Below are 25,092 nucleotides of genomic sequence, written 5' to 3'. Positions count from 1 at the left end.
TACAAACGAATTTAAACAAAAAAGCAATACTCTTAACGGAGTATTGCTTTTTTTATAAAATTTATAGATTAAAATTATTTAATACTAAATAATCCTTCTGCTTTATTTTCAATTGCATTGAAACGATCTGTACATTCTTTAATGATAGCTCTAGCTTCATCTAAATCACCCCATCCTTCAACATCTACTTTTTTGTTTTCAAGATCTTTATAAACCTGGAAGAAATGCTCAATTTCTTTTAGTAAGTGGGGATTAATGTCTGATAAATCATTTAATGAATTCCAGATTGGGTCAGAAACGGGTACACAAATAATTTTTTCATCTGGTCCTTTATCATCTGCCATGTGGAAAACTCCAATAGGTTTTACCTCTATAACACATCCAGGAAAAGTTGGCTCATTAATTAATACCAATACATCTAATGGATCTCCGTCTAAAGCTAATGTTTCTGGAATAAAACCGTAATCAGCTGGATACATCATTGAAGAGAATAACATTCTATCAAAACGCATTCTTTTAATTTCGAAATCGTACTCATACTTATTTCTACTTCCTCTTGGAATTTCGATAAGAACATCGAAAGTGTTTATTTTGTCTGCAGTCATTTTTATTTTTTTATCTTAAATTCAATTTTTCGATTACAAAAGTAATTCAAAAAGCTGTTTCTTACAAGAATTATCTACCCTAAAACGAAAGCTTTAGAAATAAAACCCAAAGGATCCTTTTACTGAAAAACGTTGCGTGTCTGGAGTGTTTAAATAATTCCCTCTCCACGTAAGATCAATACGGAAGACTTTGAAAATATTCCCTATTCCAGCACTGTATTCCCAGTAGGCATTTTCTGGAGCGGCATAAACAAGTCCAGAAGCATTTATTGCTCTATTAGTATCAGATATTGTTCCGTAAACTCCTCTTGCACCGATAACTTCTCTCCAGTTTAATTTTCTCATGAAAGGAATTCTTGAAAAAATACGCCCTCCAAAATTGTGTTCCCACTGCAACGTAGCGTATTGATCACTTACAAATTCGTAAAAATTCAAATTATTAAAAGTATTTTCAATCGAGAAATACGATTGATTTCCTGGAATTACACTCAACAAACCTAATGGCACTGTTCCAAAAGTTTTCCCTACTTCCATAATTACATTGGATCTTCCTAAAGGACCAATGATGATAGGTTGCTTGTAATACAATTGGATTTTTTCATATTTAAAATCACTATCTAATAAACCTTTAAAGCCATGACTGAAATTCACGTAAAAACGACTAAAAGGACTATCTACAATATCTCGTTCAACTCCATAACCAATAGTTTTTCTTTTGGGCGAAAACTCTACCTGAAAATTAACTTCTGATTGCTTTACCTCGCTGTTTGTAGTTGTTTGTGTTCTATCAGTGTAATAATCCAAACTAAAGGTGTTGGATGCCGACTCTAATGTTCGATAGGAAAATCCGGTTTGAAAAGTCAAGTTTTTAACGGGTTCAATTTCGACAGCTACATTTGTTAAATTTATATTGGTAAGTTTACCGTTATTTCCCGTAGAAAACAATGCCGAGGATGCAAAACTTCTACCCAAAACGTCATTTGTAGTAGTCAAACTGGCACCAATTTGCTCTACATCTCTTCTATTTCCTCCTGAAATGATCAATCGATTTTTCTTATCAACCATCCATTTTCCAGAAATACCGTATTTGAATTTGTTGTCATCAAATCCATAAGCAGTATATCCCTGTAAACGCCAAGCATCATTTGGTCCAAAATAGGTTCTTCCTCCCGCTCGCAGTCTTATACCTTCTACCTCATTATAACCTAGTGTCGAAAAGATAGGGCCAAAATCGATATGTCCAAACTGAATATAGCCACTTCCTAAAATGGAGACTAAATTATACAATTGCTTGAATTTCTTAACCGATTGCAAAGTATCTAGCATTTTATAAACCCCTTTTTCGTCTTTGTTTAAATTTTCGAAACGATTATCATCCCAGTAGCTGTCTGATTTATTGTAAACTTCATTATCAATATAATTCACTTCTTCTTTGTAAAAAGAAACAGGTTTTTCTATATTAAATTGATGGTTTTGATACAAAGTGGTTCGTTTTCCATAAACACCTTTAGATTCTTCTTTCTTATTCAATGCAAAATCCGACATCATGTGATCTCGAGTCAGTAAAAAAACGGAGTCATTTTGCACTTCAAATTCTTGTTCGATGTAAATATCTTTTACCCAGTTAATATTAGCACTTTTAGTTACTGCCATATTAATTTTCTTGATAGCAAAAGTGGTATCGTTCACCCAAAAGTCTCCTTTAAAAGTCAATTCATTTTTACGTCTTGGATAAAATAAAATATTGTAACACCATTTATTGTCAATATAAGCACTGTCTTTCAACACATAATTATAAACATCAATTCCTGTTTTTGACAATGGACTAGTAAAACTTTTGTCAAAAAAAGTTAAGTGATTGTTGTAAATATCATAATCCGAATACAAATCTTTTACAAAAGATAAAATTTGCTGATTATCACTAAATCCCGAATTTTTATTGGCTTTTAATTTTTCTTTTACTTTTTTTAATTTATTGTTTCCATAAACATCCATTAAAGATTCATTAATAAAAATAGGCAAGTAGGTTTTTCCAGTAACTCTCGATGTATCCACATGATTGAAAACAAATTCCATTCCTTTAAAAATCTTACTTTTCATAAAAGCACTATCAATAGTATTCATATCGAATTCTACTTTTTCGTACTTTTCCATTTGGTATTGGTCAAACTGATACAATCCGTTTTTTCGTTTTCTTTCCCAAATTTTTCTCAAAATATCCAATGCAGGATTGTTCTTTTTAGATGTTTTTCCAGCGTATATAACAACCTCCTTAAGCTCTTCAACATCATTTAGCTGCACTCTAAAATTATAATTAACGGCTTTATCTAACGTAATTTCTCTATCTGAAAAACCTATAGAAGTAACAATTAAAGTATTCAAAGTAGTAGTAGATTCGATATAAAAACGCCCATCTTCATTAGACATAACACCTAAATTCGAACCTTTTAAAACAATATTTGCAAAAGGAACTGGCTGATTTGATTTGTCTACCACTATACCACTCACTTTAGTTTGAGCAAAAAGTGTTGAAAAAAAAGACAATATAAAAAACAGAACTAAAAACGAGTACTTCTTATTCATATAGGGGAGATTATTAAAAAAAAAGCTTCATCAAACTAACGTAAGATGAAGCCTTAATAGTATTTACTAATGTATTATTTATACATTACTTTCTTTACCGCTTTAACAACATCAGCTGCGTTTGGTAACCAGTCTTTCAACAATACTGGAGAATACGGTGCGGGTGCATCAGCAGTTGTAATTCTTTGAATTGGTGCATCAAGATAATCAAATGCTTGTTCTTGAACAATATAAGTAATTTCAGAAGAAATACTTGCAAACGGCCAAGCTTCTTCAAGAATTACTAAACGGTTTGTTTTTTTAACTGATCTTAATATAGCTTCGTTATCCATTGGACGAACTGTTCTCAAATCGATCACTTCACAAGAAATTCCTTCTTTAGCTAATTCATCTGCAGCAATAAAAGCTTCTTTGATAATTTTTCCAAAAGAAACAATAGTTACATCAGTTCCTTCTCTTTTAACATCAGCAACTCCTATTGGGATAGTGTATTCACCTTCTGGAACTTCTCCTTTGTCACCATACATTTGCTCTGATTCCATAAAAATCACAGGATCATTATCACGGATAGCTGATTTTAAAAGTCCTTTTGCATCATAAGGAGTTGAGGGAACAATAACTTTTAATCCTGGAGTGTTAGCAAACCAGTTTTCTAAAGCCTGAGAGTGAGTTGCTCCTAATTGACCTGCAGAAGCAGTTGGTCCACGAAAAACGATAGGCACATTAAATTGTCCTCCTGTCATTTGACGCATTTTAGCAGCGTTATTTATAATTTGATCAATACCAACTAAACAGAAGTTGAAAGTCATATATTCTACAATAGGACGACATCCGTTCATTGCTGAACCTACTGCAATTCCTGTAAAACCAAGCTCAGCAATTGGAGTATCAATTACTCTTTTTTCGCCAAATTCAGCAAGCATTCCTTTTGAAGCTTTGTATGCTCCGTTGTATTCTGCAACTTCTTCGCCCATTAAATATATGGATTCATCGTGACGCATTTCTTCGCTCATCGCTTCGCAAATGGCCTCTCTAAATTGTATTGTTCTCATATTTATATTGTATGTTGAATTTTCTGAAGAGCAAAAATAAATATTTTAAACCATTTATAGCACAATTTAGCTTAAATAATCCGTTCTAAATTCTAACATCTTATTATAGGTATGTGAATATCTCACATTTATTCTGTTATTTTACAGGAATCAAACAAATAAAAACAATATGGCGGTAATGGTAAGTAGTTTTTGATACCAAATTATTCGAAATATTGTTCTAATTTTGTAATTCAATCTACGAAATTTATAAAATATCCAAACATGAAAATACTAGTTTGCATCAGTCATGTTCCTGATACTACCTCAAAAATCAACTTTACTAACGGCGATACCGAATTTGACACGAACGGCGTTCAATATGTAATCAATCCTAATGATGAATTTGGATTAACTCGTGCCATTTGGTTTCAAGAACAACAAGGAGCTACGGTAACTGTAGTAAACGTAGGCGGTCCAGAAACAGAACCTACATTAAGAAAAGCATTAGCCATAGGTGCTAATGATGCAATTCGTATCAACGCCACTCCTACTGACGGATTTTTTGTTGCCAAACAACTAGCTGAAGTTATAAAAGCAGGCGCTTACGATTTAGTAATTGCTGGAAAAGAATCTTTAGATTATAATGGCGGAATGGTCCCTGGAATGATTGCTGGTATTTTAGACTTTAATTTCCTAAATTCTTGCATCAACATCACCGTTGAAGGCACAAATGCAAAAGCAGTTCGCGAAATTGACGGTGGAAAAGAAAGCATTTCTACTTCATTACCATTAATTATTGGTGGTCAAAAAGGAATTGTTGAAGAAAAAGATTTGCGCATTCCTAACATGAGAGGAATTATGACTGCCAGAACAAAAGTACTGAATGTAGTTGAACCAATTGACGTTGCCATTAACACAAAAGCAGTGAAATTTGAAAAACCTGCTCCAAAATCAGCAGTAAAAATGATTGCTCCAGATAACTTAGACGAATTAATTAATTTGTTACATAACGAAGCAAAGGTTATCTAGTATTCAGTAATTAGTTTTTAGTATTCAGTTCAAAAAATCTGAAATCTAAAATCGTTAATCTAAAATCTAAAATCATCATGTCAATATTAATATACGCAGAATCAGCCGAAGGAAAGTTTAAAAAAGTAGCATTTGAAATCGCTTCTTATGCAAAAAAAGTAGCCGAATCTCTAGGAACTACTGTAACTGCCTTAACGGTGAATATCGAAAACGTTTCTGACTTATCTAAATACGGAGTCGATAAAGTATTAAAAGTAAACAACGATAAGTTAGCTGAATTTAATGCCAAAGCTTATGCTGATGTTATCAAACAAGCAGCTCAACAAGAAAGCACTAAATTAGTTATTCTATCTTCCAGCACAAACAGCATTTACCTTTCTTCGTTACTTGCAGTAGGCCTTGAAGCAGGTTTCGCATCAAACGTAGTAGGTTTACCCGTAAACACTACTCCTTTTCAAGTAAAAAGAAACGCTTTTTCTAGCAAAGCATTCAATATAACCGAAATCAATACTGAAGTAAAAGTTATTGGATTAGCTAAAAACTCTTATGGTATTTTCGAAAACGCATCAACTTTAACTGAAGAAGCTTTTAATCCAAGCATTGGAGAAAATGATTTTGGAATAAAAGTAGAATCCGTTGAAAAAGCATCAGGAAAAGTATCTATTGCCGATGCCGACATTGTAGTTTCTGGTGGACGCGGTTTAAAAGGCCCCGAAAACTGGAACTTAATAGAAGATTTAGCCGCTGTTTTAGGAGCCGCAACAGCTTGTTCTAAACCAGTTTCCGACTTAGGCTGGAGACCACACGCTGAACACGTAGGGCAAACTGGGAAACCCGTAGCAACCAATTTATACATTGCAGTTGGAATTTCTGGAGCCATTCAGCACATTGCCGGAATCAACGCTTCTAAAGTAAAAGTGGTTATCAATACAGATGCAGAAGCTCCTTTCTTTAAAGTAGCCGACTACGGAATTGTAGGCGATGCCTTTGAAGTTGTTCCAAAATTAATTGAAAAATTAAAAGAATACAAGTCGCAAAACGCATAATATAACGACTCATTAAAATAATTCTGTCCAATAAAATAAGATAATCGTATCTTTGCTTATTGGCAGATTTTTTAATTAATATTGCAACCTAAATTTATCCAAAAAGGATTCAGAATAAAAAACCTAGATTTTCATTTCAACAATTATGAGCTTAGTCAAATTATCCATAAAAGGAATTTCATACAGCCAAACACAAAATGGAGCCTATGCTTTGATTTTGAATGAAGTAGACGGCGAAAGAAAATTACCTATTGTAATAGGTGCTTTTGAAGCCCAATCTATTGCCATTGCCTTAGAAAAAGAAATAAAACCGCCGCGTCCTTTAACGCATGATTTATTTAAAAATTTTGCTGAACGCTTTGATATTGTTGTCAAGCAAGTCATCATCCATAAACTAGTTGATGGTGTATTTTACTCTAGTATCATTTGCGAGAGAGACAAAATTGAAGAAATAATAGATGCCAGAACTTCTGATGCAATTGCATTAGCACTGCGTTTTAGCGCTCCAATTTTTACTTATAAAAACATTCTGGATAAAGCGGGTATTTACCTAAAAACAAATCCTTCAGACAGCGATAAAGAAAACCAGCAAATGGATGATATTATTTCCAATCCTGAATCTTTTTCTGCAGAATCTGAAAACAATGATCGCGCTTATCTAAAATTCAGTCTTCAGGAATTAAATGATTTATTAATTCAGGCTGTGGAACAGGAAGACTATGAAAAAGCGGCAAACATAAGAGACGAAATTTCAAAAAGAGAATCATAAAAGCAATAAGTTGTAAGCTTTAAGCAATAAGCTTATAGCCTATAGCGTAAGACATAAAGCTCAAAGCAATGAAGCAATATCTAGATTTAGTAAAACACGTGATGGAAAACGGCTGTCAAAAAGGCGACCGGACTGGAACTGGAACTAAAAGTGTTTTTGGTTACCAAATGCGTTTTGATTTAAGTGAAGGCTTTCCAATGGTTACCACTAAAAAGCTACATCTTAAATCTATTATTTACGAATTGCTTTGGTTTCTAAAAGGAGAAACTAACATTAGCTATCTTAAAGAAAATGGAGTAAAAATTTGGGATGCCTGGGCAGATAAAAATGGCGATTTAGGCCCCGTTTATGGGCACCAATGGCGCAACTGGAATAGTGAAGAAATCGACCAGATCTCTGATTTGATTCAAGAATTAAAAACAAATCCTAATAGCCGAAGAATGCTCGTTTCGGCATGGAATCCTTCGGTTTTACCAGACACAAAAAAATCATTTGAAGAAAACGTAGCTAATAACAAAGCGGCATTACCTCCATGTCATGCTTTTTTTCAGTTTTATGTTGCTGAAGGAAAATTGTCTTGTCAACTTTATCAAAGAAGTGCCGACATCTTTTTAGGTGTTCCTTTTAACATTGCTTCTTATGCACTTCTAACTATGATGATTGCTCAGGTATGCAACTTAGAAGCAGGAGACTTCATCCACACTTTTGGTGATGCACACATTTACAATAATCATTTTGAACAGCTTGAATTGCAATTATCACGTGAACCAAGACCATTACCAAAAATGATTTTAAATCCAGATATAAAAAACATCTTTGATTTTGATTACAGCGATTTCAATTTGGCAGGATACGAACCTCACGAGACCATAAAAGGAAACGTAGCTGTTTAAAACTAAAAAAAAAAGCGTTTTAGATTAAACCTCTAAAACGCTATTTTCTGTTCCTGCAAATTCATTCCATTTATAAGCATCTGCTTCACTTTCATTGATATATTCTCCATCAACTAAGTATTTGAATTCGTAAGCTGCATCTTTAGTTAAATCAAAAACACCTTTAAAAGTACCGTTTTTCAACTTACTTAAAGCACCTTCTTCTGGATTCCAATTATTAAAATCACCAACAACCGCAACCTGAGCCGCTTCTTTAGCTTCTATAGAAAATGTAACTTTACAAACTGGCTTTGACTTTATAAATTGTTTTTTAATCGACATAAGTGTTTCATTTTTAGAATTATGAGGCAAAGTAAATCAATTTAATTGAAGTTTAAATACCCTTAAGTGAGTTTTAGGATTATGCTTAATAAAATGTTAAAAACCAAGCAAATCGTCAAATATAAAAGGATTATATTTTTAAAAAACAAAAAAGCCAAAGGCAAAATTCTAAAAATTCGCTTGTACTAATAAACATTTCCAAATTAAATTTTATCTTTATAAACAAAAAACGAACCTATGAAAACCGAACAACATGAATTATACGAATATGCCCGAAAACGTATAAAACAAAAAAGAATAGTTTATTTTCATTTTGTTTTATTGTTTTTAGTGGCTTTATTTCTATTTGTTTCTACTAAAGTTTTTAACTTTAACCAAGATGCAAATTGGCATATTTGGTTAATTACTGTTTGGTTATTTGTATTTATTTTACATTTTATTAAAGTGTTCATCACCGATCGTTTCATGAATAAAAACTGGGAAAGAGAACAAATTGACCGATTAGTTGCTCTACAAGAAAAAAAAATAACAGAATTAAGCAATCAAATAAACGAAGAACCTCCTACTAAATAAGTACTAATGATTACAATGATTGCGGCAGCTGCCGAAAACAGGGCACTTGGAAAAGACAACCAATTAGTTTGGCATTTACCTAATGATTTTAAAAGATTTAAAAACCTAACTACAGCGCACCACATCATAATGGGAAGAAAAACCTTTGAAAGCTTCCCAAAACCCCTACCCAATCGCACACATATTATTATTACACGACAAGCTGATTATCAAGCGGAAGGTTGCATAATAGTTGATAGTATTGAAAAAGCAATTGAAAAATGTCCTAAAGGAGAAGAAGCTTTTATCATTGGCGGAGGCGAAATTTATCAATTAGCTCTACCCTTTTCAGATAAAATAGAACTCACCGTAGTTCATCATTCTTTTGAAGCAGATGCTTTTTTTCCGGAAATAAAATTAGACGATTGGGAACTAGTAAATAGTGATTTTCAAACTAAGGATGAAAAACACCTGTACGATTATAGTTTTGAAACTTATATTAGAAAACAAAAAACACCTCAACAATAGAGGTGTTTTTTTTAAACTTAAATTACAATAATCATTAGAAAAAATGTTCTAGTCTTGAAAAATAATTTGACTTAACAATACTAAATTTACAAACAGTAAACACATTCCTGAAACGAAAATGATACAGTTTGCGATTTTTTGAGAAAACATCTCAAAAAAACCTTTAATACCAAATACCACGAAGGTACTAAAGGCAAAGAAAATTAAAATTTCCAAAAACAAATTTAATCCTAAGAACGTATTTTGCGTTTCCATTAAAGTACAACTTCTAATTAAAGTAGCACCGTCAAAATAAATTACAAGAACAGATGATAGCGTTAACGCAAAAAACAACCATTTGAGTTGAACCACTAATTCTTTATTAATCATTGCGAAAAAAATTTAATACGTAAATTTCGGGATTCTAATTGCACCACACAATACCCACTTTTAGTGATATTTCAAAAAAAATAAAAAAAACAGTAAACATATTTATCGATGAATTGAAAGTCAATTTAAATACCAACTTAAAGGGCATTGTAGTATATTTGTCAAAATTTAAAAAATGGCAAAAAACATCACCCCATATAAAAACTCCGATTTAGGCAAAAAAGAACAAGTAGCAAAAATGTTTGATACTATTTCGGGGAATTACGACAATTTAAATCGTGTTATTTCTTTTGGAATAGATGTAAAGTGGAGAAAAAAAGTCTTGAAAATTGTTGACAATAGCAATCCCGAAACGATACTAGACATTGCTACAGGAACTGGTGATTTAGCCATTTTAATGGCAAAAACAAAAGCTAAAAAAATAACGGGTTTAGACATCTCGGCAGGAATGCTAGAGGTAGGTGTAAAAAAAATTGCTGATAAAAAATTATCTAACACTATCGAAATGATTTTAGGCGATTCGGAAAACATTCCTTTTGCTGAAAATTATTTTGATGCTATAACCGTAGCTTTTGGTGTTCGGAATTTTGAAAATTTAGAAAAAGGCTTAAGCGAAATATTACGTGTATTAAAACCTAATGGCACTTTTGTAATTTTAGAAACTTCGGTTCCTGAAAAAACACCTTTCAAACAAGGTTACAACTTTTATAGTAAAAATATACTTCCTATCATTGGAAAGTTATTCTCAAAAGACAATGTTGCTTATGGTTATTTATCAGAATCTGCTGCTGCATTTCCTTACGGTGAAGCGCTAAACAATATTTTGAGGAAAATTGGGTTTATAGATGTAAAAGCAATGCCACAAACTTTTGGCGTGGCCACTATATATGTAGCATCTAAAAAATAAATTAAGTTTCCTTTTAAAATGAAAAAAACATTTGTCTTTATCTTACTCTTACTTTTTTTTAAAGGGCATTCGCAGTCAAAAGGCATGTTTAGTAAAGACCCAATTATCAATTTAGAAAACTTCCAAAAACAAAGATTGCATTTTGGATATTTCTTAGGTTTTAACTCTTTTGATTTTAAAATTGATTATAAAACTGTAAGTCCAGACATACAGGTAGAAAAAACAACAGGTTTTAATGTAGGAGTTGTTGCTGATTTAAAATTACAAGAATATGTCAATCTCCGTTTAGAACCTGGTTTATATCAATCTAAAAGAACACTACATTATCCTGACTTAATTCGAGAAGTAGATGCTATCAGAGATGTAAACAGCACCTATATCCATTTTCCATTACTATTAAAATTTTCATCATTACGCACTGGAAACATTCGCCCTTATCTTGTGGGAGGTTTATCTACAACATTAAATTTATCTTCAAATGCAAAATCAATTGATGATAACGTGCAACAAAGATTCAGAGTAAAATCATGGACTTCCAATTATGAAGTGGGTTTTGGAATCGATTTTTTCTCCGAATATTTTATATTTTCTCCTTCTATTCGAGGCTGTTTTGGCATTAATGACGAACTTATTAGAGACAACGACCCTAATAGTCCTTGGACAAGTAATATAGAATCTCTTAAAAACAGAGCGATTCTAATTAACTTTACGTTTCATTAAATCAGGCTAAATTTCGTTTAAATTCGCTCAAAATAATTCCTGTTGCAGTAGCCACATTTAAACTTTCTGCTTGTTGCAAATCGCCAAAACGAGGAATTGAAAGTCGGTTTTGAATGATTTCTTCAATTCCTTCCGAAATACCATTAGCTTCGTTTCCCATAATAATAATTGCTTCTTGCGGCAAAGTCTTTTTATAAATATTATCGCCATCCATAAAAGTTCCAAAAACAGCTAAATTAGTTTGAGAAATATATTCGATCAAATCAACATAACTAACATTCACTCTGGTAATAGAACCCATGGTTGCCTGAACTACTTTTGGATTATAAATATCAACTGTTTCTTTAGAACAAATTACTTGTTTGATGCCAAACCAATCACACAATCTCAAAATGGTTCCTATATTCCCTGGATCTCTAACATCATCAAGTGCTATGATTAATCCTGACTCTAGAATTGGTTTCTCCTCGGGGATTTTAAAAACGGCCAAACAACTATTTGGAGTTGTTAACGCGCTAATTTTTTTTAAATCATTCTCATGAATTAATGATTTTTTACTTTCTAAAACAGCTTCAAAATCATACTGTGTAGTGTACAAATGTTCTAATTCAAAATTAGACCGTAAAAGCTCCTGAATTACTTTTACACCTTCAGCAAAAAATAATTGATTAATTATTCTATACTTTTTTTGCTGTAAACTAGTTATAAGTTTTATTTGGTTTCTACTAACCATAAAAATATGTACTTTTGAATTAAATTATTTTAAACCTCTTGAAAAAAATTTCAACAAAAATATCACTATTTATTCTAATAGGAATAATTATATCTGCCTGTAACGCCGAAAAAAGAGTTCCAGAAGGAAAACAGCTCCTTGTGAAGAATCAAATTTTAGTAAATGGTAAAAAAATCAATGACGAAGACATCCATAATCAATTGTACCAAAAACCAAATAGTACCTTATTAGGCTATCGTTTGCGTTTAAATTTATATAATCTAGCCAATTTAAATCCAGATTCCACTTATCAAGCAAAGTTTACTAATAATCCAGGAAAATACGAACGCAAAGCAAAATGGTTGTCGGCAAAACAAGTCGATCGATTGGGAAAATCTTTTTTATACAATGGAATTCATGAGTTTTTAAAGAAAACAGGAGAACCACCTATAATTATTGACTCATCACGAACTCAAAAATCACTTTCGAGGCTTAGATATTATTATTTTAACAATGGTTATTTTGATGTTAAAGTTAATTCAGAACAAGATACCCTAAGTCTAAAAAGAGGAAGTGTTAAATACGAAATCACAACTAACGAAGCCTATGTTTTAGATTCTATAAGAACAAACATTAGCTCTCCTGAATTAGATTCTTTGTATACAATTACAAAAGAAAACACCTTAATTGAGTCAGGAAAACAATACAAAACTCTTGATTTTTCAGACGAAAAAAACCGCCTTACTACTTATTTTAGAAATCACGGTGCTTATTATTTTCAGCCTACTTCAATTGTTTTTGACATTGACACAATTGGTAAAAAAAACAAAGCTAATGTAAACATAAACATTAGCGATTACAGCTACCAAGATAATGATTCTACAAAAACAGAAGATTTTAAATTATACAAAATTAGCAGCGTAAACATCTACACTGATTATTTGCCCAATACAAGCAAACAGAATATTACAGACAGCATTTCTTATCAAAATTTCAACTTGTACAGTCGTGAAAAATTAAAGTACAAACCGCATGCGATAACAGATGCCATTTTTATTACTAAAGGAAGTGAATTTGCCGATTACAAAACGGTATTGACGTCCAGATACTTAACCAATCTTAAAATATTTAATCCGCCAAGTATTCAATATGAAGTAGATAAAAAAGATACTCTTCGTAATTCGCTTATTGCAAAAATTTATTTGACACCAAGAAAAAAATATAGTTTTCAAGCTTCATTTGACCTTACGCACTCTAATATTCAGGATATTGGAATTTCGTTTAGTCCATCGGTAAGCATTAGAAATATTTTTAATGGAGCCGAAACATTAGAAATCTCTACCAGAGCAAATATTGGCTCTTCCCGAGACTTAGCGAATCCTAACAACCAATTTTTCAATGTATCTGAATACGGTGTTGACCTAAAACTGAATTTCCCTAGAATTTTCATGCCTTTTTCTACTGAAAAAATCATCCCAAAAAGTATGATTCCGTCAACTTTAATTGGAGTGGGTTATGCTACGCAAAAGAACATTGGATTAGACAAAGAAAATTTCACAGGAACATTTACATACAATTGGAATCCTAAAAGATTCAACACCGCACGTTTTGACCTTTTTAATATTCAATTTGTACGCAACTTAAATGCTCAAAATTACTTTAATGTTTACGGCTCCTCTTACAATGCGTTAAACGAAATTGCAAAAACATATCCAGCAAACACAGAATATTTTGAAGATGGTAATTTAAAAATTGAATCAGGAACAACAGATTTTACCAGAGATGTTCTGGAAGGAAACCAAAATTTCACACCATCTGACAACGATTTAAGAGAAGTAAGAAGTATTGAGGAAAGAAGAGTCCGATTAACTGAAAACGATTTTATTTTAGCTACAAATTTTTCATTTACTAAAACAACCAAAACGGATTTAGCTGATAATAATTTTTATCTATTTAAAACAAAAATAGAATCGGCAGGTTCTTTATTATCTTTAATCGGAAACGCTACAAGCTTAAAGAAAAATCAAAATGGAAATCGCGAATTATTTAATTTAGAATATTCGGAATACATCAAAACCGAATTTGATTTTATTAAACATTGGGATTTAAGCCATGAAAAAGTTCTAGCAATTCGCACTTTTTTTGGCATTGCGATTCCTTTTGGGAATTCTAATTACATTCCGTTTTCAAGAAGTTATTTTTCAGGAGGTTCTAATGATAACCGTTCCTGGCAACCTTATAGTCTTGGACCGGGACGTAGTGGCGCTACAAATGATTTTAATGAAGCCAATATGAAAATTGCTGTAAGTGCCGAATTTAGATTTAAAATTTTAGGCGATTTAAAAGGAGCTATATTTGCTGATGCTGGAAATATTTGGAACGTTTTTGACAATGTAATCGACGAAAAATCAACTTTTAACAATTTATCAAGCTTAGAAGATACCGCTTTAGGTTCAGGATTTGGTCTTAGATACGATTTAAACTTCTTTGTTGTCCGTTTTGATTTTGGTTTCAAAACCTATAATCCTGCTGATGAATCGGGTAAAAAATGGATGCGAGATTATAACTTTGCAAACACTGTTTTAAATTTTGGTATAAATTATCCGTTCTAATCCTAATTAATTCTTATTTTTGCCAACTTAAACTAGAAACAAAAACCTAACACTAAAAACAAAAAACAAGATGGGACACAACATAAAAGCAGGTGTAGCAACAGGAGACCAAGTACAAGAAATCTTTAACTATGCAAAAGAAAAAGGCTTTGCACTTCCTGCTGTAAACGTTACTGGATCAAATACTATAAATGGAGTTCTTGAAACAGCTGCAAAATTAAATGCACCAGTTATTATTCAATTCTCAAATGGTGGAGCTCAATTTAATGCAGGAAAAGGACTTTCTAATGCAGGAGAAAAAGCAGCTATCGCTGGTGCAATTGCAGGAGCAAAAAGCATTCACGCTTTAGCAGAAGCTTACGGAGCAACTGTAATTTTGCATACTGATCACTGTGCTAAAAAATTATTACCTTGGATTGACGGTTTATTAGACGCTTCAGAAGAACATTTTGCAGCTACTGGAAAATCTTTATTCAGTTCTCACATGATTGATTTATCTGAGGAGCCAATTGAAGAAAACATCGAAATTTGCAAAACGTACCTAGAAAGAATGAGCAAAATTGGGATGACATTAGAAATTGAACTTGGAATTACAGGTGGAGAAGAAGATGGTGTTGACAACTCTGATGTGGATAGTTCAAAATTATACACTCAACCAGAAGAAGTAGCTTATGCTTACGAAGAACTTTCTAAAGTAAGTCCAAAATTCACTATTGCTGCTGCTTTTGGAAACGTTCACGGGGTGTACAAGCCAGGAAACGTAAAATTAACTCCAAAAATCTTGAAAAACTCTCAGGATTTCGTTCAACAAAAATTCAACACAGGACACAATCCAGTTGATTTTGTATTCCACGGTGGATCAGGTTCTACTCTAGAAGAAATTAGAGAAGGAATTAGCTACGGAGTTATCAAAATGAACATTGATACTGATTTACAATTTGCTTTCACTGAAGGAATTCGTGATTTCATGGTAGACAACATCGATTATTTGAAAACTCAAATTGGTAATCCAACTGGTGCTGATGCTCCAAACAAAAAATATTACGATCCAAGAAAATGGTTACGTGAAGGAGAAGTTACTTTCAACACAAGACTGGAACAAGCATTTGCTGACTTGAACAACGTAAATACTCTATAAAAGTATACAGTATTTAGATTTTAGTGTTCAGTTGCCAAAACTGAACACTAAAATCTAAATAAAAAAAAACTGAATACTGAAATTTGATTACTGAACACTGAATACTAGAACAAATGGCTTGGTTTAAAAGACAAGAAAAAGGAATCACAACTCCTACCGAACAGAAAATGGATGTTCCAAAAGGACTTTGGTACAAATCTCCTACTGGAAAAATTATTGATGCCGATGAACTAGAACGCAACCTATTTGTAAGCCCTGAAGATGGTTTCCATGTAAGAATAGGTAGTGCTACTTATTTTGAGATCTTATTTGATGACAATAAATTTACCGAATTAGATCCTAACATTACTTCAAAAGACCCATTGAACTTTGTAGATACAAAGAAATATGCCGATCGTTTGAAAGACGTTATGGAGAAAACCAAACTGAAAGACGCTGTGCGTACTGGAGTTGGAAAATCTAAAGGTAAAGACGTAGTAATCTGTTGTATGGATTTTGCATTCATTGGAGGTTCTATGGGAGCTGTTGTAGGCGAAAAAATTGCCAGAGGAATTGATCATGCTATCAAAAACCGATTGCCTTTTGTAATGATTTCTAAATCAGGAGGAGCTAGAATGATGGAAGCCGCTTATTCTTTAATGCAATTAGCTAAAACATCAGTAAAATTAGCCCAACTTTCTGAAGCGAAATTACCTTATATTTCTTTGTGTACGGATCCAACAACCGGAGGAACAACTGCTTCTTACGCTATGTTAGGAGACATCAACATTGCTGAACCTGGTGCCTTAATTGGATTTGCAGGACCTCGTGTTGTAAAAGACACAACTGGTAAAGATTTACCTGAAGGTTTTCAAACAGCTGAGTTTCTTTTAGAGCACGGTTTCTTAGACTTTATAACCGCCAGAAAAGAATTAAAAGACAAGATTAACTTGTATATTGATTTGATTCAGAATAACGAAATTAGATAATTTTCGAATTCATTATAAATACAGAATCCCATTCCGATATGTTTTTTATCGGAATGGGATTTTTTTATATCTTTATTTCAAATCTTCCATTATGAAAAGAATAGTTTTAGGCTTTATGATTTGTCTCTTTTTCGGGAATTGTAGCAAAAAGAGAGAAATCAAAGAAGAAAACCTTCCTTACATAATTTCTAAAAATTATAATAAAAAAATCATTCGAGGCAACGTTACTGTTCCACCTCCTCCACCAACCCCAGGCTGGTTAATTTATGGCACAAACACATTTATTATAAATTCTGACTCAACATTATATTATTTCCAAAACAGTAAAACAGGTTACATATGTGGTACCAGATCTGAATTTGACACGATACCACATTTTATAAATTTACAACCAAAAGATATAATCGAAATTCCAGTAAATTCAATTACTGATTTTATAAAACTAAACTATAAAGATGATTTTCGTAATATCACTTTTATAGCTTCAAAATCTGACACACTAAAATCTAAAATTTATTTTGATTTAAAAAAAGCATTAGATTTATCACTTTCTGACAGAGACTTTTACCAAATTAGAAGAACAACACAAGAAGAAGATACTGTGCTCATATACAAGAAAAGTAATAAATATTATAATTCAGACGATATTAGATGGGATAAAACAAGAATCAAATTTCCCGAACTCATCAAATTTGTAAAAAGAAAAGAATAAAACTTAAAGCAATACATCTCGTTCCTACGGAACTCTTGAATTCATCTTTTCAATTTCAACGGAATAAATTCCGTTGCTACAAAACATTTCATTCCTACGGAATTTGATACTGAGATTCCTCCTTCGTCGAAAAAACAAGTTTGCGGAAAAATATGCAATCTAGATTCTCAATTCTGGAATCTAAAATCTAAAAATCACATTCCCGTTCTAATAGCTTCCACAGGATCTAATTTAGAAGCTGAAATGGCAGGTAAAATACCCGAAATCAATCCTATTATTCCAGCTAATCCAGTTCCTAAAAGAACATTATCCAAACCTAGGACAAATTCAAAATCTAAGGCTTTGGTTAAACCAACAGCAATTCCCCAAACCAATAACAAACCTATTAGTCCACCAATAACTGATAAAATAATGGCTTCAAACAAAAACTGAAACAAGATAAATCTATTTTTAGCTCCTAATGATTTTTGAATTCCAATTAAATGCGTTCGTTCTTTTACCGAAACAAACATAATATTTGCAATTCCGAAACCACCCACCAAAAGAGAAAAACCACTAATCACCCAGCCTCCTAACTTCATACTTCCAATAATTCCGTCAATCAAATCAGTAAATCCAGAAAATACATTAATAAAAAAATTGTCAATTTCTCCCGCTTTAATTCCGCGATAGGTTCGTAATTTTTGCGAAATCTCTGCTTTATAGGCTTCCATATCCACGCCTTCTACCGGTTTAAAAACAATGACATTAGTTAACGAAGTATTATTATCTCCAAATTTTTGTCGAATAAAATTAACTGGAATGTAAACAGAAGAGTCGTTACTATCTCCAAAAAGGCTTGCCCCTTTTTTAGTCAGAACGCCTATTACGCTAAAACGCTGCCCATACAATCTTACATCTTTCCCTACAGGATCAGCAGTATCAAATAAAGAAGTCGCAATCTCGTTTCCAATTACAATAACTTTAGCTCCCGAATTAGCTTCCGATTCATTATAAAATCGGCCATTTTCAAAATCCAGCGCTTCAATCTCAGAAAACTCCGCCGAAACAGGAACAATATTCACATCACTCACCACCTTGGAATCGTATTTTACAGTCTCTGATTTCGTGAAAATTTGATAGCCTAATTGAGCTGTATTGTTCATGGTTCCTTTCAAATAAACATATTCGTCGTATTTAACATTAGGAAACTGTTCTCTTTTCCATTTTGGAATATCCGAGGGACCAAAAGAAAATTTCATCAAATAAATGGTGTTTTTATCTAAGCCACTCAAATCATTAGTGATTTTTCTGTCTAATGAATCCACTGCTGCCAATACAGCAATGATGGAAAAGATTCCAATTGTTACACCAAGCAGAGAAAGCAAGGTCCTTAATTTATTATTTCGTAATGCATTGATGGCAAAAGCAAAACTTTCTTTCAATAATCGAAGATATAACAACATAAAAACTGTTTTTAATAAGGTAAAATTCTACAAATATTATTCAAAATCCTAATATAAAACCCTTTTAACAAAATAAAATTCAGCTATTTTATTCAGATATTAAAAAAGTTAATTAATTCTAAATTATCTCATTTCTAGATAGCTAATTTTCACATTAAAAAACTATTTTTGCATTTTATAATTAAAACTATACATGAGCACATCTAAAACAATTCAATCTGCATTAATTTCGGTTTTTTCGAAAGAAGGTCTTGAGCCTATTGTTAAATTCTTACACAGTCAAAATGTTACGCTTTATTCTACTGGAGGGACAGAAGATTTTATAAAAAATTTAGGCATTCCTGTTGTTGCTGTTGAAGACATTACTGCTTTTCCTGAAATTTTAGGTGGACGTGTAAAAACACTACATCCAAAAATCTTTGGAGGAATTTTGAACCGTCAAGACCATGAAAGTGATGTGCAACAAATGAAGGAATTCGACATCCCTCAGATTGACTTGGTCATTGTAGATTTATATCCATTTGAAAAAACAGTAGCTTCTGGAGCTAGCGAACAAGATATTATTGAGAAAATTGACATTGGTGGAATTTCATTGATACGTGCCGCTGCTAAAAACTTCAAAGACACTGTTATTGTTCCATCGATGAACGAGTACAGCTTGTTCTTAGATATGATTACAAAACAAAACGGAGCGACCACTCTTGAAGACAGAAAATTATTAGCTACAAAAGCATTCCACGTTTCTTCTCATTACGACGGAGCTATTTTTGGTTATTTTAATACTGACGAAACGATCTTCAAAACAAGTATTGCTGATGGTCAAATATTGCGTTACGGAGAAAACCCACACCAAAAAGGATTTTTCTTTGGAGATTTTGACGCCATGTTCAAAAAATTACACGGAAAAGAATTATCATACAACAATTTATTAGATGTTGATGCTGCAGTGAATTTGATTAACGAATTCAAAACTGACGGACCAACATTTGCGATATTAAAACACAACAACGCTTGTGGATTAGCTTCTAGAAAAACAATTAGCGAAGCTTACTTAGCAGCATTGGCTTGCGATCCAACATCAGCTTTTGGAGGCGTATTAATTTCGAATACTAAAATTGATGTAGCTACAGCAACAGAAATCAACAAATTATTCTGCGAAGTAGTCATTGCTCCAGAATATGATGCCGAAGCTGCCACTATTTTACAAGAAAAAAAGAACAGAATTATTTTAGTTCAAAATAATGTTGAATTACCGCAAAAACAAGTTCGTACATGTCTAAACGGATTGTTAATTCAAGAAAGAAACAACATTACAGACAATAAAAAAGATTTGACTACCGTTACAACTACAAGTCCAACAGAACAAGAAATTGAAGATTTAATTTTTGCTTCTAAAATTTGTAAAAACACTAAATCAAACACGATTGTTTTTGCTAAAAACGGAACTTTGATTTCATCTGGAACAGGTCAGACATCAAGAGTAGATGCATTACAACAAGCTGTTGAAAAAGCAAAACACTTTGGATTTGATTTAACCGGTGCATCTATGGCCAGCGACGCTTTTTTCCCTTTCCCTGACTGTGTGGCTCTTGCAAAAGAAGCTGGAATTACAGCAGTAATTCAACCAGGAGGATCGATTAAAGATCAATTAAGCATTGACTACTGTAACGAAAATAATTTGGCAATGGTATTTACAGGAACACGTCATTTTAAACATTAATTTGACTAACTTTGTACGCTTCTAATTTTTAACTTTTAAACCCCTGAAAATCGTATGGGATTTTTTGATTTCATGACCGAGGATATCGCGATAGACCTTGGTACCGCTAATACACTAATCATACATAATGATAAAGTTGTCATTGACAGCCCTTCAATAGTTGCCAGAAACCGCATAACAGGAAAAATTATCGCTGTAGGTAAAGAAGCCAATTTAATGCAAGGTAAAACGCATGAAAACATTAAAACCATAAGACCTTTAAAGGACGGTGTAATTGCCGATTTTGATGCATCAGAACAAATGATAAAAATGTTTATCAATAGTATTCCTGCATTAAAAAAGAGAATGTTTACTCCTGCTTTACGAATGGTGGTTTGTATACCTTCAGGAATTACAGAAGTGGAGATGAGAGCCGTAAAAGAATCTTGTGAACGAGTAAATGGAAAAGAAGTATACCTGATTCATGAGCCAATGGCAGCTGCAATCGGTATTGGAATAGACATCATGCAACCAAAAGGAAACATGATTGTTGATATCGGAGGTGGTACAACTGAAATCGCTGTAATTGCATTAGGTGGAATTGTATGTGATAAATCAGTAAAAATTGCCGGTGACGTTTTCACAAATGACATTGTATATTATATGCGTACACAACACAACTTATTTGTTGGAGAAAGTACTGCTGAGAAAATAAAAATCCAAATTGGTGCTGCCATTGAAGATTTAGAAACTCCTCCAGAAGACATGTCCGTTCAAGGTAGAGATTTGTTAACGGGAAAACCAAAACAAGTAGATGTTTCTTATAGAGAAATCGCCAAAGCTTTAGACAAATCGATCCAGAGAATTGAAGATGCCGTAATGGAAACGTTATCTCAAACACCTCCGGAATTAGCCGCGGATATCTACAACACAGGAATCTACCTTGCAGGTGGAGGATCTATGCTTAGAGGATTAGACAAACGTATTTCTCAAAAAACAGATTTACCTGTTTATATTGCAGAAGATCCGTTAAGAGCTGTAGTTAGAGGAACTGGAATGGCGCTGAAAAACATTGGAAAATTTAAGAGCATCTTAATAAAATAAACTGTTTTCTGGAAAATGTATTGATAGCTTAAATTATAAATACATTAGCATATCCTGAAATTAATAATCAAATAAGAGAATGCAGCAAATATTTAACTTTATATTCAAAAACAGTAATCGATTACTGTTTTTGCTGTTATTATGCGTTTCGCTTTTGCTTACGATACAGTCTCATTCTTACCATAAAAGTAGAGTTATCAGTTCGGCTAATTTTCTAACTGGCGGTGTTTATGAAAAAATAAACCACGTAACCGAATATTTGAATCTTAAAACTGAAAACGATGCCTTGGCACTTGAAAATGCCAGACTTAAAAGCATCATTTTCAACACAAAGGACACTACAACTATAAAGAAACCAGAAAACATAAAAGGTGTAGCTCCTGATGAAATAATAGTTTCTAAAGTCATTCATAATTCTTATAATACTCACGAAAACTTCTTAACGTTGAATTCAGGATCAAATGATGGAGTCAAAACTGATATGGGGGTCATTAACAGTTTAGGAATTGTGGGGATTATAGACCGAACTTCTCCTAATTATTCCACGGTAGTTAGCATCTTAAACACTAAATCGCAAATTAATGCCAAAATAAAAAAATCCAATCATTTTGGTTCATTATCATGGAATGGAAAAAGTACTGGGTTTGTTCAATTAATTGATGTTCCTCGATTAGCCTCTGTTAGAAAAGGAGATACAATAGTTACAGGTGGACAATCCGTTATTTTTCCGGAAAATATTAATATTGGTACCATTTACAATATTTATATTGACACTCAAACTAATTATTATACATTAAACATTAAATTATTTAATGACATGACTAATTTAGGTCATGTTTACATCATTAAAAGCAAGGACAGAGAGGAAGTTAATAATCTAGAAAAAGGGAACAAAAAAAATGAATAGCACTTTGTTAGTCAATATTTTAAGGTTTATTTTATTATTAGCCCTTCAGATTGTCATATTTAATAACATGACTTTTTTAGGCTTTATACTGCCATTGCCTTACATCCTTTTTATTATTTTATATCCTGTAAATTCTAATAAATCTGCTTTGTTATTAAGTAGTTTTTTACTTGGATTAACAATGGATTTTTTCTCAAATTCTGGCGGTATACATGCTACTGCCTGTTTAATCCTAGCGTATTACAGACCCTATCTTTTTAAGTTTGCATTTGGCGTCAGTTATGAATACCAAACCATTAAATTGAACGAAGCGCTGACTCCTGAACGATTTTCATTTATCCTTCTTGCCGTGATAATTCATCATTTTACACTATTTATATTAGAAGCTTTTCAAGTTAGCTTTATATTAGATATTTTAATTAGAACCTTATTAAGTACCGTATTCACAATCATTAGTTGTATTATAATAATATACCTTATTAAGCCAAACAAACGATGAGAAAACTTCTGCTGCCATCTATTATTATCATTGCAGCAATCTTGCTACTGATTCGGATTTTTTATTTGCAAGTCATCAATGATACTTTCAAATTAAAATCAGAAAACAATGCTATTAAGATACAATACGAATATCCTGAAAGAGGTTATATTTTTGACAGAAACGGCAAGCTGCTAGTTGCCAATCAGGCTTCTTACGATATCATGGTAATTCCAAGGGAAATAAAAAACTTAGATACCTTAGAATTTTGCAGATTATTAGATGTTACCAAAGAAGATTTTTTAGAAAAAATAGCCAAGGCTAAAATTTATAGCCCGCGCCTACCTTCTGTTTTTTTACCACAATTAAACAAAAGTGAATTTGCTGCTTTTCAGGAAAAAATCAGAAAATTTGAAGGCTTCTATTTTCAAAAACGTTCACTTCGTGATTACGAAGTAGATTTTGGCGCCAATATATTTGGTTTTATCACCCAAGTAAACGAAAGAATAATTGAAAAACAACCCTATTATAAAAGTGGCGATTTAATAGGAAAACAAGGTGTTGAAGAATATTACGAAGAAATTTTACGCGGAGTAAAAGGGGTGAAGTATTTTCAAAAAGACAAGTACAATCGACTGATAGGCTCTTATAAAGAGGGGAAATACGATACTATTGCCGTACAAGGAGAAGATATCAATTTAACCATTGATGCAGAAATTCAACGTTATGGCGAACAATTGATGATTAATAAAAGAGGCGGAATTGTTGCAATCGAACCTAAAACAGGAGAAATTCTTGCTTTAGTAACTGCTCCCTCTTATGATCCCGGAATTTTAGTAGGAAGACAACGTTCTAAAAATTATACTCTTTTGTACTATGATTCTATTGCAAAACCTTTATACGACCGAGGTTTATTAGCCGAATATCCTCCGGGTTCTCCTTTTAAAATACTCACAGGATTAGCAGCATTGCAAGAAGGCGTTATTGATCAACATACTACCGTATTCTGTCGCCATGGTTTTAGTTATGCCAGAGGACGATTCATGGGCTGTCACTGTCAGGGTGGTGCATTACAATTGCATCGTGGAATTTACCAATCTTGTAACTCCTATTTTGCTACGGCATATATGAAAACCATCAATAAATACACTAAGCCTTCTCATGCAATAGATGTTTGGAGTAAACATATTAAAAGTTTTGGTTTAGGACAATTTATGGGTTATGATTTACCTACTGGACGAAGAGGAAACGTGCCAGATTCTAAAACCTACAAACGCATTTATCCTAACGGTGGCTGGAGAAGCACAACCATTGTTTCAAATTCTATTGGACAAGGTGAAGTTTTAATGACACCCATTCAGTTAGCAAATATGATGGCCGCAGTAGCTAACGAAGGACATTTTTACACCCCACATATTATTAAAAAAATTAAAGGAGGTAGTATAGACACAAAATTTAAAGTAAAACATGAAACAACCATAAGCAAAGAGTTTTATAAACCCATAATTCAAGGACTTTTTGATGTTTACAACTTGGGGACTGCCAGAGCGTTAAGAGTAGATGGAATTGACATTTGTGGAAAAACTGGGACCGCTGAGAATTTTACAAAAATTAATGGTAAAAGAGTTAAACTAGAAGACCACTCGATATTTGTTGCTTTTGCACCAAAAGACAATCCTAAAATTGCTATTGCAGTATTAGTAGAAAACGGTGGTTATGGAGCAGCAATAGCAGGCCCAATTGCTAGTTTGATGATCGAAAAATATTTGAGAAGAAAAATTACACGAACAGATTTAGAAAAAAGAATTCTTGAAAAAAGCTTAAACGACCGATATGCAAAACTCGGTGGAATGAAAGAAGCTAATGCAATTGAAAGTACTCCTAAAGACACGATACGCAAATACAACGAGGCTAAAACAAATTCGGTAATAGATACCACAAAAAAAACTAATTAGAGATTC

Annotated in this window: 24 protein-coding genes; 17 read left to right on the top strand and 7 right to left on the bottom strand. The window is 32.7% G+C overall.

Going from position 1 to position 25,092, the window contains the following annotated elements:
• Nucleotides 1-74: 74 nt before the first annotated feature.
• The 3 genes from AAGV28_RS00210 to AAGV28_RS00200 all read right to left on the bottom strand — a co-directional run bounded on the left by AAGV28_RS00210 (nt 75) and on the right by AAGV28_RS00200 (nt 4,240).
• Complete coding sequence (locus AAGV28_RS00210) at nt 75-605, bottom strand: inorganic diphosphatase (RefSeq protein WP_373404837.1); 531 nt, start codon at nt 603-605, stop codon at nt 75-77.
• Nucleotides 606-698: 93 nt separating this feature from the next.
• A complete protein-coding gene (locus AAGV28_RS00205) occupies nt 699-3,188 on the bottom strand; it encodes a DUF5686 and carboxypeptidase-like regulatory domain-containing protein (protein ID WP_373404836.1) in 2,490 nt (829 codons plus the stop codon).
• Nucleotides 3,189-3,262: 74 nt separating this feature from the next.
• The gene (locus tag AAGV28_RS00200; protein WP_373404835.1) at nt 3,263-4,240 is read right to left on the bottom strand and encodes a pyruvate dehydrogenase complex E1 component subunit beta; all 978 of its coding nucleotides are present in this window, start codon (nt 4,238-4,240) and stop codon (nt 3,263-3,265) included.
• Nucleotides 4,241-4,504: 264 nt separating this feature from the next.
• Between AAGV28_RS00200 and AAGV28_RS00195 the strand changes: the two genes are divergently transcribed.
• The 4 genes from AAGV28_RS00195 to AAGV28_RS00180 all read left to right on the top strand — a co-directional run bounded on the left by AAGV28_RS00195 (nt 4,505) and on the right by AAGV28_RS00180 (nt 7,959).
• Nucleotides 4,505-5,251, top strand: coding sequence for an electron transfer flavoprotein subunit beta/FixA family protein (locus tag AAGV28_RS00195; protein ID WP_373404834.1), 747 nt, complete (start codon nt 4,505-4,507; stop codon nt 5,249-5,251).
• 77 nt (nt 5,252-5,328) lie between these two features.
• On the top strand, nt 5,329-6,297 hold the full coding sequence (locus tag AAGV28_RS00190) for an electron transfer flavoprotein subunit alpha/FixB family protein (protein ID WP_373404833.1): 969 nt from the start codon (nt 5,329-5,331) through the stop codon (nt 6,295-6,297).
• Nucleotides 6,298-6,442: 145 nt separating this feature from the next.
• Nucleotides 6,443-7,066 carry a bifunctional nuclease family protein gene (locus tag AAGV28_RS00185; protein ID WP_373404832.1) on the top strand — a complete coding sequence of 208 codons (624 nt, stop codon included), beginning with the start codon at nt 6,443-6,445 and terminating at the stop codon, nt 7,064-7,066.
• A gap of 68 nt (nt 7,067-7,134) precedes the next feature.
• The gene (locus tag AAGV28_RS00180) at nt 7,135-7,959 is read left to right on the top strand and encodes a thymidylate synthase (RefSeq protein WP_373404831.1); all 825 of its coding nucleotides are present in this window, start codon (nt 7,135-7,137) and stop codon (nt 7,957-7,959) included.
• A gap of 24 nt (nt 7,960-7,983) precedes the next feature.
• On the opposite strand, the gene AAGV28_RS00175 is transcribed toward AAGV28_RS00180, so the two are convergent.
• Nucleotides 7,984-8,280 carry an isoamylase early set domain-containing protein gene (locus AAGV28_RS00175; protein ID WP_373404830.1) on the bottom strand — a complete coding sequence of 99 codons (297 nt, stop codon included), beginning with the start codon at nt 8,278-8,280 and terminating at the stop codon, nt 7,984-7,986.
• 237 nt (nt 8,281-8,517) lie between these two features.
• Between AAGV28_RS00175 and AAGV28_RS00170 the strand changes: the two genes are divergently transcribed.
• Nucleotides 8,518-8,853, top strand: coding sequence for a 2TM domain-containing protein (locus AAGV28_RS00170; protein ID WP_373404829.1), 336 nt, complete (start codon nt 8,518-8,520; stop codon nt 8,851-8,853).
• A gap of 6 nt (nt 8,854-8,859) precedes the next feature.
• The gene (locus tag AAGV28_RS00165; protein WP_373404828.1) at nt 8,860-9,360 is read left to right on the top strand and encodes a dihydrofolate reductase; all 501 of its coding nucleotides are present in this window, start codon (nt 8,860-8,862) and stop codon (nt 9,358-9,360) included.
• Between the two features lie 48 nt (nt 9,361-9,408).
• Here AAGV28_RS00165 and AAGV28_RS00160 read toward each other — a convergent pair whose 3' ends face one another.
• A complete protein-coding gene (locus AAGV28_RS00160; RefSeq protein WP_373404827.1) occupies nt 9,409-9,729 on the bottom strand; it encodes a hypothetical protein in 321 nt (106 codons plus the stop codon).
• A 175-nt stretch (nt 9,730-9,904) separates the two neighbouring features.
• On the opposite strand from AAGV28_RS00160, the gene ubiE reads away from it, so the two are divergent.
• Together ubiE and porT are read left to right on the top strand one after the other, a co-directional pair.
• On the top strand, nt 9,905-10,636 hold the full coding sequence (ubiE, locus tag AAGV28_RS00155) for a bifunctional demethylmenaquinone methyltransferase/2-methoxy-6-polyprenyl-1,4-benzoquinol methylase UbiE (protein ID WP_373404826.1): 732 nt from the start codon (nt 9,905-9,907) through the stop codon (nt 10,634-10,636).
• An 18-nt stretch (nt 10,637-10,654) separates the two neighbouring features.
• Nucleotides 10,655-11,356: a type IX secretion/gliding motility protein PorT/SprT gene (gene porT / locus AAGV28_RS00150; RefSeq protein WP_373404825.1), complete on the top strand. Its 702-nt coding sequence runs from the start codon at nt 10,655-10,657 to the stop codon at nt 11,354-11,356.
• Nucleotide 11,357: 1 nt separating this feature from the next.
• Here the strand turns inward: porT and AAGV28_RS00145 are convergent, their stop codons facing one another.
• Complete coding sequence (locus tag AAGV28_RS00145; protein WP_373404824.1) at nt 11,358-12,089, bottom strand: TrmH family RNA methyltransferase; 732 nt, start codon at nt 12,087-12,089, stop codon at nt 11,358-11,360.
• Nucleotides 12,090-12,127: 38 nt separating this feature from the next.
• Between AAGV28_RS00145 and tamL the strand changes: the two genes are divergently transcribed.
• From tamL to AAGV28_RS00125, 4 genes are all read left to right on the top strand, one after another.
• Nucleotides 12,128-14,680, top strand: a complete 2,553-nt coding sequence (tamL, locus tag AAGV28_RS00140; protein ID WP_373404823.1) for a translocation and assembly module lipoprotein TamL — start codon at nt 12,128-12,130, stop codon at nt 14,678-14,680.
• Between the two features lie 70 nt (nt 14,681-14,750).
• Nucleotides 14,751-15,818, top strand: coding sequence for a class II fructose-bisphosphate aldolase (gene fbaA / locus AAGV28_RS00135; RefSeq protein ID WP_373404822.1), 1,068 nt, complete (start codon nt 14,751-14,753; stop codon nt 15,816-15,818).
• Nucleotides 15,819-15,931: 113 nt separating this feature from the next.
• Nucleotides 15,932-16,786 (top strand): acetyl-CoA carboxylase, carboxyltransferase subunit beta, encoded by an 855-nt coding sequence (gene accD, locus AAGV28_RS00130; RefSeq protein ID WP_373404821.1) that lies wholly within the window; start codon nt 15,932-15,934, stop codon nt 16,784-16,786.
• A 91-nt stretch (nt 16,787-16,877) separates the two neighbouring features.
• Nucleotides 16,878-17,498, top strand: a complete 621-nt coding sequence (locus tag AAGV28_RS00125) for a hypothetical protein (RefSeq protein WP_373404820.1) — start codon at nt 16,878-16,880, stop codon at nt 17,496-17,498.
• Nucleotides 17,499-17,692: 194 nt separating this feature from the next.
• On the opposite strand, the gene AAGV28_RS00120 is transcribed toward AAGV28_RS00125, so the two are convergent.
• Nucleotides 17,693-18,943 carry an ABC transporter permease gene (locus AAGV28_RS00120; RefSeq protein WP_373404819.1) on the bottom strand — a complete coding sequence of 417 codons (1,251 nt, stop codon included), beginning with the start codon at nt 18,941-18,943 and terminating at the stop codon, nt 17,693-17,695.
• Between the two features lie 193 nt (nt 18,944-19,136).
• Here AAGV28_RS00120 and purH point away from each other — a divergent pair, with 193 nt between their 5' ends.
• From purH to mrdA, 5 genes are all read left to right on the top strand, one after another.
• Entirely contained in the window at nt 19,137-20,663 is a 1,527-nt protein-coding gene (gene purH, locus AAGV28_RS00115) for a bifunctional phosphoribosylaminoimidazolecarboxamide formyltransferase/IMP cyclohydrolase (RefSeq protein ID WP_373404818.1), read from the top strand.
• 54 nt (nt 20,664-20,717) lie between these two features.
• Entirely contained in the window at nt 20,718-21,746 is a 1,029-nt protein-coding gene (locus AAGV28_RS00110) for a rod shape-determining protein (protein ID WP_026712801.1), read from the top strand.
• A gap of 79 nt (nt 21,747-21,825) precedes the next feature.
• Nucleotides 21,826-22,653 (top strand): rod shape-determining protein MreC, encoded by an 828-nt coding sequence (gene mreC, locus AAGV28_RS00105; RefSeq protein ID WP_373404817.1) that lies wholly within the window; start codon nt 21,826-21,828, stop codon nt 22,651-22,653.
• On the top strand, nt 22,646-23,152 hold the full coding sequence (locus tag AAGV28_RS00100; RefSeq protein ID WP_373404816.1) for a rod shape-determining protein MreD: 507 nt from the start codon (nt 22,646-22,648) through the stop codon (nt 23,150-23,152). Before mreC ends, AAGV28_RS00100 begins: the two co-directional genes overlap by 8 nt.
• Complete coding sequence (gene mrdA / locus AAGV28_RS00095; protein ID WP_373404815.1) at nt 23,149-25,086, top strand: penicillin-binding protein 2; 1,938 nt, start codon at nt 23,149-23,151, stop codon at nt 25,084-25,086. Before AAGV28_RS00100 ends, mrdA begins: the two co-directional genes overlap by 4 nt.
• The last annotated feature ends 6 nt before the right edge of the window (nt 25,087-25,092 follow it).

The organism is Flavobacterium zubiriense, from assembly GCF_041729725.1.
In the GTDB taxonomy this organism is placed as follows: Bacteria; Bacteroidota; Bacteroidia; order Flavobacteriales; family Flavobacteriaceae; genus Flavobacterium; species Flavobacterium zubiriense.
Note: the sequence above shows the minus strand (reverse complement) of the source record. Positions and strands in the feature narration are given on the sequence as shown.